Origin of the sequence: Rugamonas apoptosis (genome assembly GCF_014042355.1) — a bacterium.
GTDB lineage: Bacteria > Pseudomonadota > Gammaproteobacteria > Burkholderiales > Burkholderiaceae_D > Rugamonas > Rugamonas apoptosis.
Map to the genome: position 1 here is coordinate 1 of NZ_JACEZU010000014.1, position 16,394 is coordinate 16,394.

Consider the following 16,394-nt stretch of genomic DNA (forward strand, 5'->3'; position numbering starts at 1 on the left):
CTTCTATAACCGCCAGCGGCGTCACTCGCGCCTTGGCTACGTATCACCAGCATCGTTTGCCGCTGATTTCAGCAAACAGGCGCTGGCGGCTTGAAACGGAAGTGTCCACTATTGACAGTACACCTCATTGTTACAGATACGGAACTCGGTGGACACCAAGCTATCAATAGGCGCAGCGCGTCGCTATTCGGCCCATATTTGCTACCTCGTGGTTTTTCACTTCATTATGCTGGTTCGGATAGTGCCCACGAAACAATCAGCAGAATGATGAAGATGTGCGACGAATTTGCAAAAGCGTGGTCTAAGAAATTAGCGAAATCCGATCCACAGTTCATAGTGCCGGAATCAATTCTCCCCGAAGATTCAAGGGTTAGATTCCGATTTCGGAATATCGGAATGGAGATAGAACAGCCTTTTGTCAAAGGCCTGTCTTTCGGGCCGAACTCCACGATAAGGGTGTACGGCGTCCCGAAAGATAAGGAGAATCGCGACCTCGTAGCCACGCTAAAGGATCTGCAGAACGCGCCGAAATAGCGACGGGAAGCAAAATAATCCATCGTTTTCTACACGACTCAATGCGAATTAATGGCGGCGGGTGTTGTTACCCACACTGCGGGACGAGGGCACTACTTTTTTAGGAAGATTCCTGGACCAAAAGCGGCTTCACAAAGTTCTTGGATGAAGTCTCCGCTGAATTCAAGACGCGTAGCTCCGTCCTTGCGTTCTATGGTGAGGCCCTCGGCACTTTTTCTTGTCATAATGGTGGTGCAAGATTCACGTTTGCCATCAGCCTTTTCAATAAGAATGTAGTTGATAAGGTAACTAAAGGTGAGATCTGGTGTGTGTTTTGTCTGATCGGTCTTCCCTAGAGGGCAAATATTGTAGATTCTGGTCTGGGGCTTCTCAATGCCGAAGTCATTCACCATGACAGTAAACGTGTCGCCAAAGTAGTTCGTCTTTACCAAGTATGGATAATTTCGGAGCGTGAATTCCCCTTTCTCGTCTTGTTCTGCCGTCCAGAATACATACAGCACATCGTCAATCTTCTTGAATTTTCCGTTGGCGAAGAATGCCAGCTCAAACGCGCCACCCCAGCCGTCGTCCACCCCGCAGCCGGTCATGATTTGTTCACCAAACGCGCTTGCAATATAGGACAGCCCAGGTGCTATTACTGCTTTTTCGGAACGGTCATTCTCGTGGGGAGGCTTGTAGATGTGCGAGATCACATCGATGAAATGCCCCTGACCAGTTCCACCTGTTTGAACCATCAAGCCGTCTAATTCGTACTCCGGGGCATTGACCTGATAGCGCTTTAAAAATTTGTCATGGACCGTGTATATGATGCACGCTAAGTCCGAATAGTCAGCCTTTTCAAAACTGTGCAGGAAAGCCAGCATCTTCTTGTCGTCAAGGTCATTGGCCTTTAAGTGCGCTTGTAGGGCTGTTGCAAATACCCTCGCTTGAAGATAGCTCCCAGCCCAAGCAAAACAGGCGTGTTCATGTACGACGTTGACTTTCTGAACCATGTTCACAATTTGTAGAGTTGGCGGCTCGTCCGTCGTGTGCCATGCAGGAGTTGAAATACTGTCGCCCGATCCTTTTGGGTTGGACAGCAAAACATCGCCAAAGAGGACAGGGCAAGAGTTGATTTTGTAGCCAACAATAAGTGTCATGGTGTTCTTCGTTCAGGCGGCAGCAACGTGAAGATGAAGCTTGTCGAAAGGAATTTGATGTTCGCCGCGTTCTGCGGCCAGCAGGACGGATTGCCAAGTGTGGAAGAGATGTACGCGCTTGGAAAAGCGTTCACCATGGTCATACGCCAGGGCTACCTCGTCATCATGTAGGTGATCCAGTGCAATCTTGGACACCTCTTTGTCTGCCCAGCCGCGTTCAATGGTGTTCGTCTTGATTGCTGAGCGCCAGCTATGGGGCGAGTGTACGTCACGCAAACTCAACGATTCGCGATACAGCTTCTCTACGCCCTCCCGTGTTACGTGGCCGAGTTTTGATGCTGACGATGGGAACACATATCCCTTACTGCCTATAGCATCTCGCCATTCGCGAAGCTCGGCTACGACGATGGTGTGCAGGGGGATTCGGTGATCGTAGCTGCGCTTCTTTATCTTGAGCTTGGCCCGTGGGATGGTCCACATGGGTGTTTCACCATCAAGATCGAATTCCTTCCACTCGGCTTGAATCACGTTGTTGATGCGAGCGCCTGTGAATGCGCATAGCCGGTGCGCTCTGTGTACAACCTGAGAGTTGCTGGTGGTCTTGGCGGTGCGCATGATCTTGCCCAGTTCGTTCAGGTCAACGATAGCGGGGCGTGGCTTACTGTCGTCCGGTGTGAGTAATGCTTCTTCTACACCGTCTGCTGGATTGGTAGTGCAATACCCCTTGGCTCTGGCGTACTTGAAGATGCTGTTGACGTGCTGAAGGATGCGTACAGCCGTCTCCTTGGCTCCCCGCTTGCTAACTTCATCGACGGCGTTGGCTACGATGAGAGGGGTAATCTCTCCTATCGGCAGCTTACCTAGCCCCGGGTTTATATCACGTTCGATGGCTCTGGCCGACTTAGTGTAGTGGACTGCCGACCATTCGGGCTTCTGCTTTGCGAGCCACATTGCAGCCACGGCTTGAAAGGTGTTCTCGATGTTGGTGGCTGCTGTGGCCTTGGCCATGCGCTTAGCTGTTGCAGGGTCAATTCCTGCCTTCAGCCATTCTTTGACTTGGGCGCGTGCTACGCGGGCCGCCGCCAGAGAGGTTTCTGGGAAGATGCCCGGAGAGTGTATTTGCTCCCGGTTGTTGAAGTCTCGGTACTTAACTCGCCACGTAGGTGTGCCGGCGGGTGTGATGAACAAGTACAGCGAGCCTCCATCGGAAAGCCTTTCTCTAAGTGTTGCATTGGCTAAAAATGCACGCACCGCTTTATCGCTTAGTTTGTTGATACCCCCAGCCACTTGCTCTCCCTCGTTCGTATGCCGCTAATACCCCCGGCGATACCCCCGATTATGTTGGATGGAACTGGACGTTGCAAGACTCTGTTGGAGGGAAAACTCAATAGAATCAAAGAGAAACGGCGTCACTTGGACGCCGTTGGATGCTGCTAGACAATTAGGTGGTGGAGACGGCGGGAATCGAACCCGCGTCCGCAAGCACTCCACAGACAGTTCTACATACTTAGCGCTGCCAATTAATTTAACCTGTACGGCGCGGACGCGCACGCTACGGACAGGCGAGTCACCTATTATTTAGTGTTTTGCCAAGTGACCCGGCAAGACACGATTCCCTGTAAATGACTCCATGACTTTTAACGGTCCGCCCCAGGGAAGAAGCGTTTAGGAGCTAACAGCCCTTAGGCTGCCAGTGCGTACGAGTTATCGTTTGCAGTTAAGTTTTTTCTGGGTGTATTTACGAGGTAACCAGCCCTCGGTATGCCCTGCGCTGCTTTGCAACCCACGTCGAAACCAGGTCGTCCCCACAGAACCTCCATTCTAACGCAATTTCCAGCGCACCGCACAGACGTTCATCTCAAGCCTTGCGCTCGGGCGGCAGGATCGTCAGCGCCACGTCGCCATTGAGTAGATGGCAACGCATGCGGTGGCCGCGTGACACGGGCACATACTCCGACATCAGGTCATAGTAGCGGTCGCTGTCGGCCTCGGGCGCCGTCAAGTCGATCGTGACGTCGTTCACATTGTTGTTGGCCTGTACTTCCACCATGCGGGCACGCCGCACGGCCAGTTCGTGATCCTTGCGCCCGCGCATCACGTCGCCTTCGAAATACTTGATCACGGTGCATTCGGCCAGGTCCATCCTGTCCTTCAGCAGCAGGTCGGCCGCCACCGGGTTCTGGTTGGCCGGCAGCAGGGCCGGGTCGCCTTGCGCCGAGTCGATCTCGAAATGGAGCCGCTGCACCAGCAGCAGGGTGTCGCTGTGCTCGCTGTTGTTCTGCTGGATTTTTTGCAGCGTCGTCAGCCGTCCCTTGGCCAGGCGGCCCGAGGTGTCCTTGGTCTGGCCGACGAATTGCACGCGGCTGACGAATTTGAGGCCATGGTCGTGGTGCTGCAGCACGTCATGGATCGACATGGCTTCCACCAGCCCGCCCCAGTTGAGGATGAGGAAGCGGTCCTGCACCGTCACCACCGGCTTTTTCATGGTGGCGGCGAACGGGACGTCCAGTTCCAGCGTGACGCTGTCGCGCTTTTGCTCGGCACCCACCAGCAGCGGCAAGGTCAGCTTGAGCGAGAAGAAGCCCCAGCTGGGGCTGCGGTTGGTGTCGAAGCGGACCCGCGGCCGGCTCACCACCAGGTACAGCAGCCGCTTTTCCATGGTCGCTTCCAGGTCGAACTGCATGCGGCGCAGGTAGCGGCCCACCGGGTCGCGGATGTCCGGCACGGCCGGGAACCCGGCCACCAGGTCGTACCAGTGGAACTTGGCGTCCGTTACGGTGACGTTCCAGTTTTGAACGGCCACGGTCCGCTGCGGCATATTCGGCAGCAAGTCGTCGTGCGGTTCGGGAATATCCTCGATCGGCTCGGGATCTGGATAATCGCTGGTCATGGTGCGGCGCGCTCCTGGGCTGGGGAATTTCTAGACCCAGTATAGTACGCTAATTTTCACATTGCCACGAAGCAAGTGAGAATTGGTGGGAATGTGTCGAAATTGTAATCTTTCGTACCCGCGCCGCCACACTGGCGGCCGATTCAGGCGGCCGGGGGCGGCGGCAGTTTGGCGACGCTGACGCTGCCATCGTCGAGCTTGCAGCGGAACAGGTGGCGCCGGGCGGCGGCCACGTGCTGCGAACTCAGGTAGCGATAGCTGCCGCACTCGGCCAGTTCCAGATCGATCTCGACCGGTTCCAGTTGCCACGCCTGCTGCACCTCCTGCAGGCGGTTGCGGCGGCGTTCCTTTTCCTCGCCGTAGCGCCCGGCCGGGGTGGGGCCTTCGAAATAGCAGATCAGCGCCGCTTCCAGCACGTCCATGCGGATGCGGGCCAGCGCGGTGGCGGTGTCCGGAATCTGGTTCAGCGGCAGGTTGGCCGGGTCGCCGTCCGGACTGGTGGCGGTGATCTCCGGTTGCAGCACCAGCAGCAGCGTGTCGCTGTGCTCACTATGCTGCTGGCGCAGCCGCTGCACCACGGGCAGGCGGCCCTTGGCCAGGCGGCCTTCCGGGTCCAGGGTCTGGCCCACGTACACCACCTGGCTGGGGATCTTGCGGTCGTGCACATATTGCAGCAGCAAGTCGTGCACGGACAGCACTTCGATCACGCCGCCCCAGTTCAGGCTGAGGAAGTTTTCCGTCAGGATCACACTGGGCTTCTTGACGGTGGCGCCGAACGGTACTTTCAATTCCACCGTCACGCTGTCGCGCGTGGCGTTCGCGCCGGCCAGCAGCGGCACTGTCAACTTCAGCGAGAAAAAGCCCCATTGGGTGGCGCGCGCGGGGTCGTAACGCACGCGCGGCCGCGTCACCACGCAAAACAGCAGCGGCCGCTCATTGGCCGCTTCCAGGTCGAACTGCATGCGCCGCAGGTAGCGCCCGATCGGCTCGCGGAAGTCCGGTTTGTCGGGAAAACCCGCCAGCAGGTCGTACCAGTGGAATTTGCCGTCCGTGATGCGCACTTGCCAGTGCTGGGGCGCGCTGCCGGCGACCTCGGCGATGGCGGGGGTGACCAGTGGCTGCGGGGATGGGGCAACCAGATCGGGCTGATGCATGATGCACGCTCCTGAAAGGAAATAGAGTTCGGGTGACTGCCTCTCTTTCCAGTCGAACGCGGGTGTGGGGCGTTTCCTTGCGGGAAAAAATAATTCCGTCAGTCAACTAGAGATTATACGTAGTTCGCTCGTCTATACAAGGAACTTCGCACACTTCCATTGTGGAACACTTGCTCGAAAGACGTTTGCGCTGGCGCAAACGTTCTCGATCAGGCTGCCAGGGCGGGGAGCGCGGCCAGGGTTTGCCGCAACAGGGACAGCAGGGCGTGGGGAGTGTCGAGCAGGTAGTCGGCCTGCCAGCTTTGCGGTTCGGTGGCGCCGCAGTAGCCCCAGCCGCAGGCGATGGTCAGCATGCTGGCGGCCTGGCCGGCCTGGATGTCGCGCAGGTCGTCGCCCACGTACCAGCATTGTTCCGGCGCCAGGCCGAGGCGGCCGGCCGCTTCCAGCAGGGGCGCGGGATGGGGCTTGGCGTGCGGCGTGGTGTCGCCCGAGACGACGCAGCCGGCCTGGTCCAGGCCGATCAGCGGTAACAGCGGGTCGGTGAAGCGGGCCGGCTTGTTGGTGACGATGCCCCACGCCAGCCCCGCTTCGTTGATGCCGTCCAGTAGTTCCGGCACGCCGGGGAACAGTGTGCTGTGCACGGCGATGGCGGCCTGGTAATTGTCGAAAAAGCCTTCCCGCAACGCGGCGAAACCGTCGTCGTGCGGTTGCAGCCCGAACGCGGCGCCTATCATGCCGCGCGCGCCGGCCGAGGCCGTTGGGCGCAGCAGTTCGTAGGCGGTGGGCGCCAGGCCCCGTTCGTGGCGCAGCAGGTTGACGGCGGCGGCCAGATCAGGGGCGGTGTCGGCCAGCGTGCCGTCCAGGTCGAACAGGATGGCGCGCGGGGCGTTGCGGGGAAGTGCCAGGCTCATGGTGGTGATGTACGGATGATGTTTCAGGGGCGGTTACAGGGGGCGGCTGGTGGCCATCAGGTAATTGACGCTGGTGTCCTCGTTGAGCGAGTAAATCTTGCTCAGAGGATTGTAGCCCATGCCTTTCAAGCCTTGCACGTCCAGGCCCGCGCTGCGCACGTATTGCGACAGTTCGGCCGGCGTGATGAACTTGGCGTAGTCGTGGGTCCCCTTGGGCAGCATGCGCAGCAGGTATTCGGCGCCGAGCACGGCGAACAAATACGACTTGGGATTGCGGTTCAAGGTGGAGAAGAACACCTGGCCGCCCGGTTTGACCAGGCTGGCGGCGGCGCGCACGATGGCGCCCGGATCGGGCACGTGTTCCAGCATTTCCATGCAGGTCACCACGTCGTACTGGCCCGCTTCCTGGGCCGCCATGTCCTCGGCCGCGATCAGCTTGTAGCGCACCTGTACGCCCGATTCCAGGCTGTGCAGGTCGGCCACCTTGAGCGCTTTTTCCGACAGGTCGATGCCGGTCACGTTGGCGCCTTTGCGGGCCATGGATTCGGCCAGGATGCCGCCGCCGCAGCCGATGTCGATCACACGCTTGCCCGCCAGCGGGGCGCGCGCGTTGATCCATTCAAGGCGCAGCGGATTGATTTCGTGCAGGGGACGGAACTCGGACGTGGGATCCCACCAGCGGTGGGCCAGGTCACTGAATTTTTGCAGTTCTAAAGGGTCGGCGTTCATGGGCGATTTGATTGGGACAATACCCGGATTCTACAGCATGGACGTAAAAAAACCCCGCCGCGGCGGGGTTCAGGCGGACGTCCGCGGCCTGCCGCGGACGTTAGGCGCAGCAATTACTTGCTGGTGCCAACCACTTCGATTTCAACGCGACGGTTTTTGGCGCGGCCGGCTGCGGACTTGTTGTCAGCAACTGGTTGTTTCTCGCCTTTACCTTCGGTGTAGACGCGGTTCGCTTCCACGCCCTTCGAGATGATGTACGACTTGACGGCTTCAGCGCGACGGATCGACAGCTTCTGGTTGTAAGCATCGGTACCCACGGAGTCGGTGTGGCCGACGGCGATGATCACTTCCAGGTTGATGCTGCCCAGCTTGGAGGTCAGGTCGTCCAGCTTGGCTTTGCCTTCTGGCTTCAGCACGGCCTTGTCGAAGTCGAAGAAGGCGTCAGCGGCGAAGCTCACCTTCTGCGCGGTCGGCACCGGTGCTGGTGCTGGGGCAGGGGCTGGAGCAGGTGCTGGCGCAGGAGCGACAGGGGCTGGTGCCGGCGGCGCCACGCACTTGCCGTTTTCCAGCTTCTCTGGCTCAACGCAGATTGGCAGATCGCAACCTGGCACGGCATCGGCCGGGGTCCAGTAGCCGGTACGCCAGCACAGACCGAACGGATCACGGGCGATCACACCGCGTGCGTCCTGGACGTAGGCGCTTTTCGGCGTTGCAGCCTGGATGTCCTGGGTCACAGGCGCGAAAGGTGGCGTGGTTGGGGTTTGGGCGATCGCCGAGCCAGCAAAGGCGGCCGACACAGCCAGGATCGACATAAGTTTCTTCATATTTTTCTTCCTTTCGGGGGTGATATCCGCGTAAAAACTGCGCGACGTAGTTAATGCGTGGCCCGAATTCTACCACGCAGGGCGCATGCGCCTGTTTTTCGCTTGCGATTCAAGCAATTGACTTCTCGTCCATTTTGCCACAGCCGGTTTCCGCACGCTTTTAGGCGTGATTTAAACTTCTTCTGATTCCGACCAAAATGTTGTTTAGTTGCAACACCGACGGCAATAATAATTGATTTTTGTGTCACACGCATGACATTTTGTGCTTGCCCCTTGCGTTGGTGCAAGAGTATGCGGTCCGGTGGTGCTGGTGCCTGGCGGGCCCATGCGCGCCGGAATTGCGCTGCCGGGTAGGCGCCCATGTTAAAATCGTACGCTTGTCCGTTCCTCCAGCGCACCTACCGGACGCGCCCGGGGCGACAGGCAGCACGCGCGGTAAAATTGCTTAAAAGATAAGTCAACCACAGTCAAAGATCGAACGACCCGCCAATGGATCAATTCGCAAAAGAAACAATCCCAATTTCCCTCGAAGAAGAGATGCGCAAGAGCTACCTCGATTACGCCATGAGCGTGATCGTGGGCCGCGCCTTGCCGGACGTGCGCGACGGCCTCAAGCCGGTGCACCGCCGGGTCCTGTACGCGATGCACGAAATGAACAACGTGTGGAACCGTCCCTACGTCAAATGCGCCCGCGTGGTGGGCGAGACGATGGGTAAGTACCACCCGCACGGCGACGCTTCCATCTACGACACGCTGGTGCGCATGGCGCAGGACTTCTCGCTGCGCTACATGCTGGTCGATGGCCAGGGTAACTTCGGTTCCGTCGACGGCGACAGCGCGGCGGCCATGCGTTACACCGAGTGCCGCCTGGACAAGATCGCCAGCGAGATCCTGGCCGACATCGACAAGGACACGGTCGACTTCCAGCCCAACTACGACGGCAAGGAAAAGGAACCGACCGTCCTGCCGACCAAGATTCCCAACCTGCTGATCAACGGTTCGTCCGGTATCGCGGTGGGTATGGCCACCAACATCCCGCCGCACAACCTGACGGAAGTGATCGACGGCGCGCTGCACGTGCTGCGCAATCCCGATTGCACCATCGATGAACTGATCGAGATCATTCCGGCGCCCGACTTCCCCACGGCCGGCATCATCTACGGCGTGTCCGGTGTGCGCGATGGTTACCGCACCGGCCGTGGCCGCGTCGTCATGCGCGCCAAGACCCACTACGAGGAATACGGCAAGGACGGCGGCCGCACCGCCATCATCGTCGACGAGCTGCCCTACCAGGTCAACAAGAAGTCGCTGCTGGAACGCATCGCCGAGAACGTGCGCGACAAGAAGCTGGAAGGCATTTCCGACATCCGCGACGAGTCCGACAAATCGGGCATGCGCGTGGTGATCGAGCTGAAACGGGGCGAAGTGCCGGAAGTGGTGCTCAACAACCTGTACAAGCAGACCCAGTTGCAGGACACCTTCGGCATGAACATGGTGGCCCTGGTGGACGGCCAGCCACGCCTGCTGAACCTCAAGCAGATGCTGCAATGCTTCCTGTCGCACCGGCGCGAAGTGGTCACCCGCCGCACCGTGTTCGAGCTGCGCAAGGCGCGCGAACGGGGCCACGTCCTGGAAGGCCTGGCCGTGGCGCTGGCCAATATCGACGATTTCATCGCCATCATCAAGGCCGCGCCGACGCCGCCGATCGCCAAGAGCGAACTGATGACGCGCGGCTGGGATTCGTCGCTGGTGCGCGAGATGCTGGCCCGCACGGGCGAGGGCGATACGGTGGGCGGCATCGACGCCTTCCGTCCCGAGCACCTGCCCAAGCATTACGGCATGCAGGCCGATGGCCTGTACAAGCTGTCGGACGAACAGGCGCAGGAAATCCTGCAGATGCGTCTGCAACGCCTGACCGGTCTGGAACAGGACAAGATCGTCAACGAATACCGCGACGTGATGGCTGAAATCGCCGACCTGCTCGACATCCTGGCCAAGCCGGCCCGCGTGACCACCATCATCACCGACGAGATGACGCTGGCCAAGAACGAATACGGCGCCGGCAACAAGGACGTGCGCCGCTCGACCATCGAACACAATGCCACCGACCTCGGTACGGAAGACCTGATCACGCCGCAGGACATGGTGGTGACACTGTCGCACACCGGTTACATGAAGGCCCAGCCGATCACCGAATACCGCGCCCAGAAGCGCGGCGGACGCGGCAAGCAAGCCATGGCGACCAAAGAGGAAGACTGGATCGACCAGCTGTTCATCGCCAACACGCACGATTACATCCTGTGCTTCTCCAACCGTGGCCGCATGTACTGGCTCAAGGTGTGGGAAGTGCCGCAAGGCTCGCGCAACTCGCGCGGCAAGCCTATCGTCAACATGTTCCCGTTGGCCGACAACGAGAAGATCACCGTTATCCTGCCGCTGTCGGGCGATAACCGCACCTTCCCGGAAGACCATTACGTGTTCATGTCCACCAGCCTGGGCACCGTGAAGAAGACGCCGCTGAAGGACTTCAGCAATCCGCGCAAGGCCGGCATCATCGCTGTCGACCTGGACGAGGGCGACTTCCTGATCGGCGCCGCGCTGACGGACGGCGCCCACGACGTGATGCTGTTCTCGGACGCCGGCAAGGCCGTGCGCTTCGACGAGAACGACGTGCGTCCGATGGGCCGCAACGCCCGTGGCGTGCGCGGTATGAACCTGGAAGAGGGCCAGCACGTGATCGCGCTGCTGGTGGCCGAGAACGAGGAGCAGTCGGTCCTGACGGCCACCGAGAACGGCTACGGTAAGCGTACCCCGATCACCGAGTACACCCGCCACGGCCGCGGCACCAAGGGCATGATCGCGATCCAGACCTCCGAGCGTAACGGCAAGGTGGTGGCGGCGACCCTGGTCGATTCGTCCGACGAGATCATGCTGATCACCACCGGCGGCGTGCTGATTCGCACCCGCGTGTCGGAGATCCGTGAAATGGGCCGCGCCACCCAGGGCGTGACCCTGATCGCGGTGGAGGACGGCACCCGCCTGTCCGGCCTGCAGCGCGTGGTCGAAACGGACATCGACGAAGTGGAACTGGAACCGGGTCCGGACGCCAAGCCGGAGGATGCGCAGCCTGAATAAGAGGCTGGTTCAAAATGACCGTGGCGAGGCGCCACAACGAAGCCACGGGCTTTTTGAAACGGCCTCGAAGGCCGGCGGATGTGCCCCGGTGCAGGCCAGGCCGGGACGGACGGGGTCGGTGTTCGTTGCGCGGATTAATGCGACAATAACACCGGCCCCGTTGTCAATTGAAGAGAGAGTGCATGAAGAAGATCACCGCCGTTATCGTTACCGCTTGCGCACTGTTCAGCGCCGCGCCAGTCGCGTTCGCGCAGGCCGCGCCCGACCCGGTGGCCATGGCCGCCGCGCAGGATCTGTTCGCCTCGATGAATTACCGCAGCGTGATGGTCGGTCTGATGCAGCAGATTTCGCAAGGCATAGGGCAGTCGATGCGCGCCAGCGCCGAGGCGGCGATCAAGAACGACGCCCGCATCCCGCCCGCGAAGAAGCAGCAGGCGCTGGACAAGATGAACGCCGAACTGCCCGGCGTCGTCAAGACCATGCAAGCCACGCTGAACGACCCGACGCTGATCGATGAAATGCTGGCCGCGACGGTGCCGATTTATGCGCGCAATTTCACCGCCGACGAATTGGTGCAGATGGCCGCGTTCTACCACACGCCCGTGGGCACCAAGATGCTGGCGCTGATGCCCAAGCTGACGGCCGAGGGCATGCAAATGGGCCAGCAAATCGTCCTGCGCCGCATCGGCCCGATGATGCAGAAGCTGACCCAGGGCGACAAAACAACCAACTGATAAGGACCGTAACGTGACTCACATCTACAACTTCTCCGCCGGCCCCGCCGTACTGCCGAAGGAAGTGCTGGCGCAGGCCGCCGCCGAAATGCTGGATTGGCATGGCAGCGGCATGTCCGTCATGGAGATGAGCCACCGCGGGCCGGAATTCATGTCGATCTACAAGGCGGCCGAGCGCGACCTGCGCGAGCTGCTGGCGGTGCCGGATAATTACAAGATCCTGTTCCTGCAAGGCGGCGGTCTGTCCCAGAACGCCTTCATTCCCATGAACCTGGTCGGCCACAAGCCGCAACCAGCCACGATCGACTTCGTCCATACCGGCTCGTGGTCAGGCAAATCGATCAAGGAGGCGAGCAAGTACGCCACCGTCAACGTGGCCGCTTCGGCCCAGGCAGGCGGCTTTCACCGCGTGCCGCCGCAGTCCGAATGGAAGCTCACGCCCGGCGCGGCCTACCTGCATATCTGCACCAACGAAACCATCGACGGCGTCGAATTCGATTTCGACCATGGTTCGCCACAGCCCCTGGCGGGCGACTGCGCCGATACGCTGCTGGTGGCCGACATGTCGTCCCACATCCTGTCGCGCCGGATCGACGTGTCCAAGTACGGCCTGATCTTCGCCGGCGCCCAGAAGAACATCGGCCCGGCCGGTGTGACCATCGTCATCGTCCGCGAGGACCTGCTGGGCAAGGCGCTGCCGATCTGCCCGTCGGCCTTCGACTTCAAGCTGGTGGCCGACAACGAATCGATGTACAACACGCCACCCACCTACGGCATCTATATCGCCGGCCTGGTGTTCCAGTGGCTGAAAAAACAAGGCGGCGTGGCCGAGATGGAAACGCGTGCCAAGGCCAAGGCGGCGCTGCTGTACGGCGCGCTGGACGCCGATGATTTCTACGTCAACCGCGTGGCGCCTGAAAACCGCTCGCGCATGAACGTCCCGTTCTTCCTGAAGGACGAGAGCAAGAATGAAGCATTCCTGGCCGGCGCAAAAGCGCGCGGCCTGCTGCAACTGAAGGGCCACAAGTCCGTCGGCGGTATGCGCGCATCGATCTACAACGCGATGCCAATCGAGGGTGTGCAAGCCCTGGTCGATTATTTGAACGAGTTCGCGGGCCGTTAAGGCGTTGCGGCACTGACGCATAGCCGGCGCGCCGATATCCGTATCCGGCGCGTTCCGCATCTCGTACGACACTGACAATTATTTGGCACTGATGCAGACCATGACAGACAAATTAAAACCGCTGCGCGAACAGATCGACGCCATCGACGCGCAGATCCTCGACCTGCTCAACCGCCGCGCCAAAGTGGCGCAGGAAGTGGGCCATGTGAAGGCTGAAACCATGGCCCCCGTGTTCCGCCCCGAGCGCGAAGCCCAGGTGCTGCGCGGCGTGGCCGAGCGCAATCCCGGCCCGATGGGCAACCACGAAGTGCAGACCATCTTCCGTGAAATCATGTCGGCTTGCCGCGCGCTGGAAAAGCGCGTCACGGTGGCCTTCCTGGGGCCGTCCGGCACCTTCAGCGAGCAGGCCGTGTACCAGCAGTTCGGCAGCGCCGTGGAAGGCTTGCCGTGCGCCTCGATCGATGAAGTGTTCCGCGCCACCGAGGCCGGCACCGCCGATTTCGGCGTGGTGCCGGTCGAGAATTCGTCCGAGGGCGCCATCAACCGCACGCTGGACCTGATGCTGCAAACCAGTCTGATCATCAGCGGTGAAGTGTCGATCGCCGTGCACCACAGCCTGATGACCAAGACCGGCAACATGGATGGCGTGCAGACCATCTGCGCCCATTCGCAGGCGCTGGCCCAGTGCCAGGTGTGGCTCAACCTGAACTACCCCAACATCGAACGGCGCGCCGTGGCCTCCAACGCGGAAGCGGCCCGCATGGCCGGCGACGACGCCACCATCGCCGCCATCGCCAGCGAAATGGCGGGCGAGCAGTACAAGCTGGGCGTGGTCAAGGGCCACATCCAGGACGACCCGCACAACCGCACCCGCTTCGCCATCGTTGGCCATTTGCAGACCAACCCGTCGGGCAAGGACCAGACCTCCATCGTGCTGGCCGTGCCCAACAAGGCCGGCGCCGTGTACCAGCTGCTGGCGCCTTTGGCCAAGCACGGTGTGTCGATGACGCGCTTCGAGTCGCGTCCGGCGCGGGTGGGCACGTGGGAGTATTATTTCTATGTCGATATCGAAGGCCACGTCCACAACGACGCCGTCGCCAAGGCGCTGGCGGAGCTGCAGGATAACGCGGCCTTCTTCAAGGTGCTGGGTTCCTACCCGGTCAGTCTTTCCTAACCTTTTCATTGAAGAGCATTATGTCCAAGAATTACGGTCCAGAATACGTTCGCGCCATCGCTCCCTACCAGGCCGGCAAGCCGATCGCGGAAGTGGCGCGCGAGTTCGGCCTTGACGAAGCGAACATCGTCAAGCTGGCCTCCAATGAGAACCCGTTCGGCGTGCCGGAATCGGCCAAGCAGGCCATGGTGGCGGCGGCGACGGAACTGGGCCGTTATCCGGACGCCAATGGTTTCGACCTGAAGGCGGCGCTGTCCAAGCGCTACGATGTGCCGGCCGACTGGATCACGCTGGGCAACGGCAGTAACGACATCCTGGAAATCGCCGCCCACGCCTTCGTGGAACGGGGCCAGTCCGTGGTGTACTCGCAGTACTCGTTCGCCGTGTACGCACTGGCCACCCAGGGCGTCGGTGCGCGCCACATCGTGGTGCCGGCCAAGGACTACGGCCATGACCTGCAAGCCATGCTGGCCGCCATCGAGGACGACACCCGGTTGGTGTTCATCGCCAACCCGAACAACCCGACCGGCACCTTCATCCCGGCCGCCGAGATCGAAGCCTTCCTGGCCAAGGTGCCGGCCCACGTGGTGGTGGTGCTGGACGAAGCCTACAACGAATTCCTGGCACCGGAAAACCAGTTCGAATCGGCTGAGTGGGTCAAGAAGTATCCCAACCTGCTGGTATCGCGCACTTTCTCCAAGGCTTATGGCCTGGCCGGCCTGCGGGTTGGTTTCGCTGTCGCCCAGCCGGCACTGACGGATCTGATGAACCGCATCCGCCAGCCGTTCAACGTCAATTCCATGGCACAGGCGGCGGCCATCGCGGCCCTCAACGATAAGGCTTTCCTGGCCCAGAGCGCGGCCAACAATACGGCTGGCTACCAGCAGTTTGTGGAAGCGTTCGAGCAGATGGGTCTGGAGTATGTGCCATCCTATGGTAACTTCGTGCTGGTCAAGGTGGGTGACGACGCCGGCGCCGGTGCGCGCGTCAACCTGGCCTTGCTCAAGCAGGGGGTGATCGTGCGCCCGGTGGGTAACTACGGCTTGCCACAGTGGCTGCGCATCTCGATTGGCCTGCCGCAGGAAAACGCGGTGCTGATCGCCGCGCTGACCAAGGCCCTGGCTGGATGACGCCGTGCTGAACAAGATCGTCATCTTTGGCGTAGGCCTGATCGGCGGCTCGTTCGCGCGCGCGCTCAAGCACGCGGGGGCGGTGCGCACCGTGGTGGGCATGGGCCGCTCGGCCGCCTCGCTGGCGCGGGCCCGCGAACTGGGCATCATCGACGTGGCGGGCGGCGACATGGCCGAAGCCATGCGCGGCGCCGACCTGGTACTGCTGGCCGCGCCCGTGGCGCAGACGGAAGCCATCCTGGCCGCGCTGGCGCCGCACCTGCAGCCGGGCACCGTGGTGACCGACGCCGGCAGCACCAAGTCCGACGTGGTGGCGGCCGCGCGCCGTGCGCTGGGCGACAAGGTGGCCCAGTTCGTGCCCGGCCATCCGATCGCAGGGCGCGAGACGAACGGCCCCGATGCGGCCATCATCGACCTTTATCTCGGCAAGAATACCGTGCTCACACCGCTGGACGAAAATACGTCCGGCGACGTGGAGCGGGTGGCGGCGGCCTGGCTGGCCTGCGGCGCCATCATCCACCGGCTCACGCCGGAACAACATGACAAGGTGTTTGCCGCCGTCAGCCATTTGCCGCACTTGCTGGCTTATGCGCTGGTGGACGACATCGCCAACAAACCGCATGCGGACCTACTGTTCCAATATGCTGCCAGCGGCTTCCGCGATTTCACAAGGATCGCCGGTTCGTCGCCTGAAATGTGGCGCGACATCAGCCTGGCCAATCAGGCCGCGCTGCTGGTCGAGCTGGACGCCTATATGGCGCAACTGACGGCGCTGCGCGCGCACCTGGCCGCCGCAGATGGCGCGGCCATCGAGGCGGTCTACGCCAATGCGCAGCGTGCCCGCCGCCAGTGGATCGAAGCGATAGAGACGGCGGAGACGCCGCAACCAAAAGACAGCGCAGAATAGAAGGATAGAA

General features: G+C 61.0%; 13 protein-coding genes and 1 other RNA gene. 6 read left to right on the plus strand and 8 right to left on the minus strand.

From position 1 onward, the window contains the following. Positions 1 to 626: 626 nt before the first annotated feature. The 8 genes from H3H39_RS23375 to ompA form a co-directional block, all read right to left on the minus strand. On the minus strand, positions 627 to 1,673 hold the full coding sequence (locus tag H3H39_RS23375; RefSeq protein ID WP_182156801.1) for a hypothetical protein: 1,047 nt from the start codon (positions 1,671 to 1,673) through the stop codon (positions 627 to 629). Positions 1,674 to 1,685: 12 nt separating this feature from the next. After that, positions 1,686 to 2,960, minus strand: a complete 1,275-nt coding sequence (locus H3H39_RS23380) for a tyrosine-type recombinase/integrase (protein ID WP_182156802.1) — start codon at positions 2,958 to 2,960, stop codon at positions 1,686 to 1,688. A gap of 159 nt (positions 2,961 to 3,119) precedes the next feature. Further along, positions 3,120 to 3,480: a transfer-messenger RNA gene (gene ssrA, locus H3H39_RS23385) on the minus strand. Between the two features lie 51 nt (positions 3,481 to 3,531). After that, on the minus strand, positions 3,532 to 4,563 hold the full coding sequence (locus H3H39_RS23390; RefSeq protein WP_229218215.1) for a hypothetical protein: 1,032 nt from the start codon (positions 4,561 to 4,563) through the stop codon (positions 3,532 to 3,534). A 143-nt stretch (positions 4,564 to 4,706) separates the two neighbouring features. Beyond that, a complete protein-coding gene (locus H3H39_RS23395; RefSeq protein ID WP_229218216.1) occupies positions 4,707 to 5,717 on the minus strand; it encodes a hypothetical protein in 1,011 nt (336 codons plus the stop codon). Between the two features lie 209 nt (positions 5,718 to 5,926). Beyond that, positions 5,927 to 6,628 carry an HAD family hydrolase gene (locus H3H39_RS23400; protein ID WP_182156803.1) on the minus strand — a complete coding sequence of 234 codons (702 nt, stop codon included), beginning with the start codon at positions 6,626 to 6,628 and terminating at the stop codon, positions 5,927 to 5,929. Between the two features lie 33 nt (positions 6,629 to 6,661). Continuing rightward, positions 6,662 to 7,357 carry a bifunctional 2-polyprenyl-6-hydroxyphenol methylase/3-demethylubiquinol 3-O-methyltransferase UbiG gene (ubiG, locus tag H3H39_RS23405; protein WP_182156804.1) on the minus strand — a complete coding sequence of 232 codons (696 nt, stop codon included), beginning with the start codon at positions 7,355 to 7,357 and terminating at the stop codon, positions 6,662 to 6,664. A gap of 113 nt (positions 7,358 to 7,470) precedes the next feature. Beyond that, entirely contained in the window at positions 7,471 to 8,181 is a 711-nt protein-coding gene (gene ompA, locus H3H39_RS23410) for an outer membrane protein OmpA (protein WP_182156805.1), read from the minus strand. Positions 8,182 to 8,670: 489 nt separating this feature from the next. Between ompA and gyrA the strand changes: the two genes are divergently transcribed. The 6 genes from gyrA (at position 8,671) to H3H39_RS23440 (ending at position 16,384) form a co-directional block, all read left to right on the plus strand. After that, positions 8,671 to 11,316: a DNA gyrase subunit A gene (gene gyrA / locus H3H39_RS23415; RefSeq protein ID WP_182156806.1), complete on the plus strand. Its 2,646-nt coding sequence runs from the start codon at positions 8,671 to 8,673 to the stop codon at positions 11,314 to 11,316. Between the two features lie 182 nt (positions 11,317 to 11,498). Continuing rightward, positions 11,499 to 12,050 (plus strand): DUF2059 domain-containing protein, encoded by a 552-nt coding sequence (locus tag H3H39_RS23420; RefSeq protein WP_182156807.1) that lies wholly within the window; start codon positions 11,499 to 11,501, stop codon positions 12,048 to 12,050. Between the two features lie 13 nt (positions 12,051 to 12,063). Next, entirely contained in the window at positions 12,064 to 13,173 is a 1,110-nt protein-coding gene (gene serC / locus H3H39_RS23425) for a 3-phosphoserine/phosphohydroxythreonine transaminase (protein WP_182156808.1), read from the plus strand. A gap of 100 nt (positions 13,174 to 13,273) precedes the next feature. Then, positions 13,274 to 14,347 carry a prephenate dehydratase gene (pheA, locus tag H3H39_RS23430; RefSeq protein ID WP_182156809.1) on the plus strand — a complete coding sequence of 358 codons (1,074 nt, stop codon included), beginning with the start codon at positions 13,274 to 13,276 and terminating at the stop codon, positions 14,345 to 14,347. A 20-nt stretch (positions 14,348 to 14,367) separates the two neighbouring features. Further along, positions 14,368 to 15,477, plus strand: a complete 1,110-nt coding sequence (gene hisC, locus H3H39_RS23435) for a histidinol-phosphate transaminase (protein ID WP_182156810.1) — start codon at positions 14,368 to 14,370, stop codon at positions 15,475 to 15,477. Positions 15,478 to 15,481: 4 nt separating this feature from the next. Further along, on the plus strand, positions 15,482 to 16,384 hold the full coding sequence (locus H3H39_RS23440; protein WP_182156811.1) for a prephenate dehydrogenase: 903 nt from the start codon (positions 15,482 to 15,484) through the stop codon (positions 16,382 to 16,384). Positions 16,385 to 16,394 lie beyond the last annotated feature (10 nt).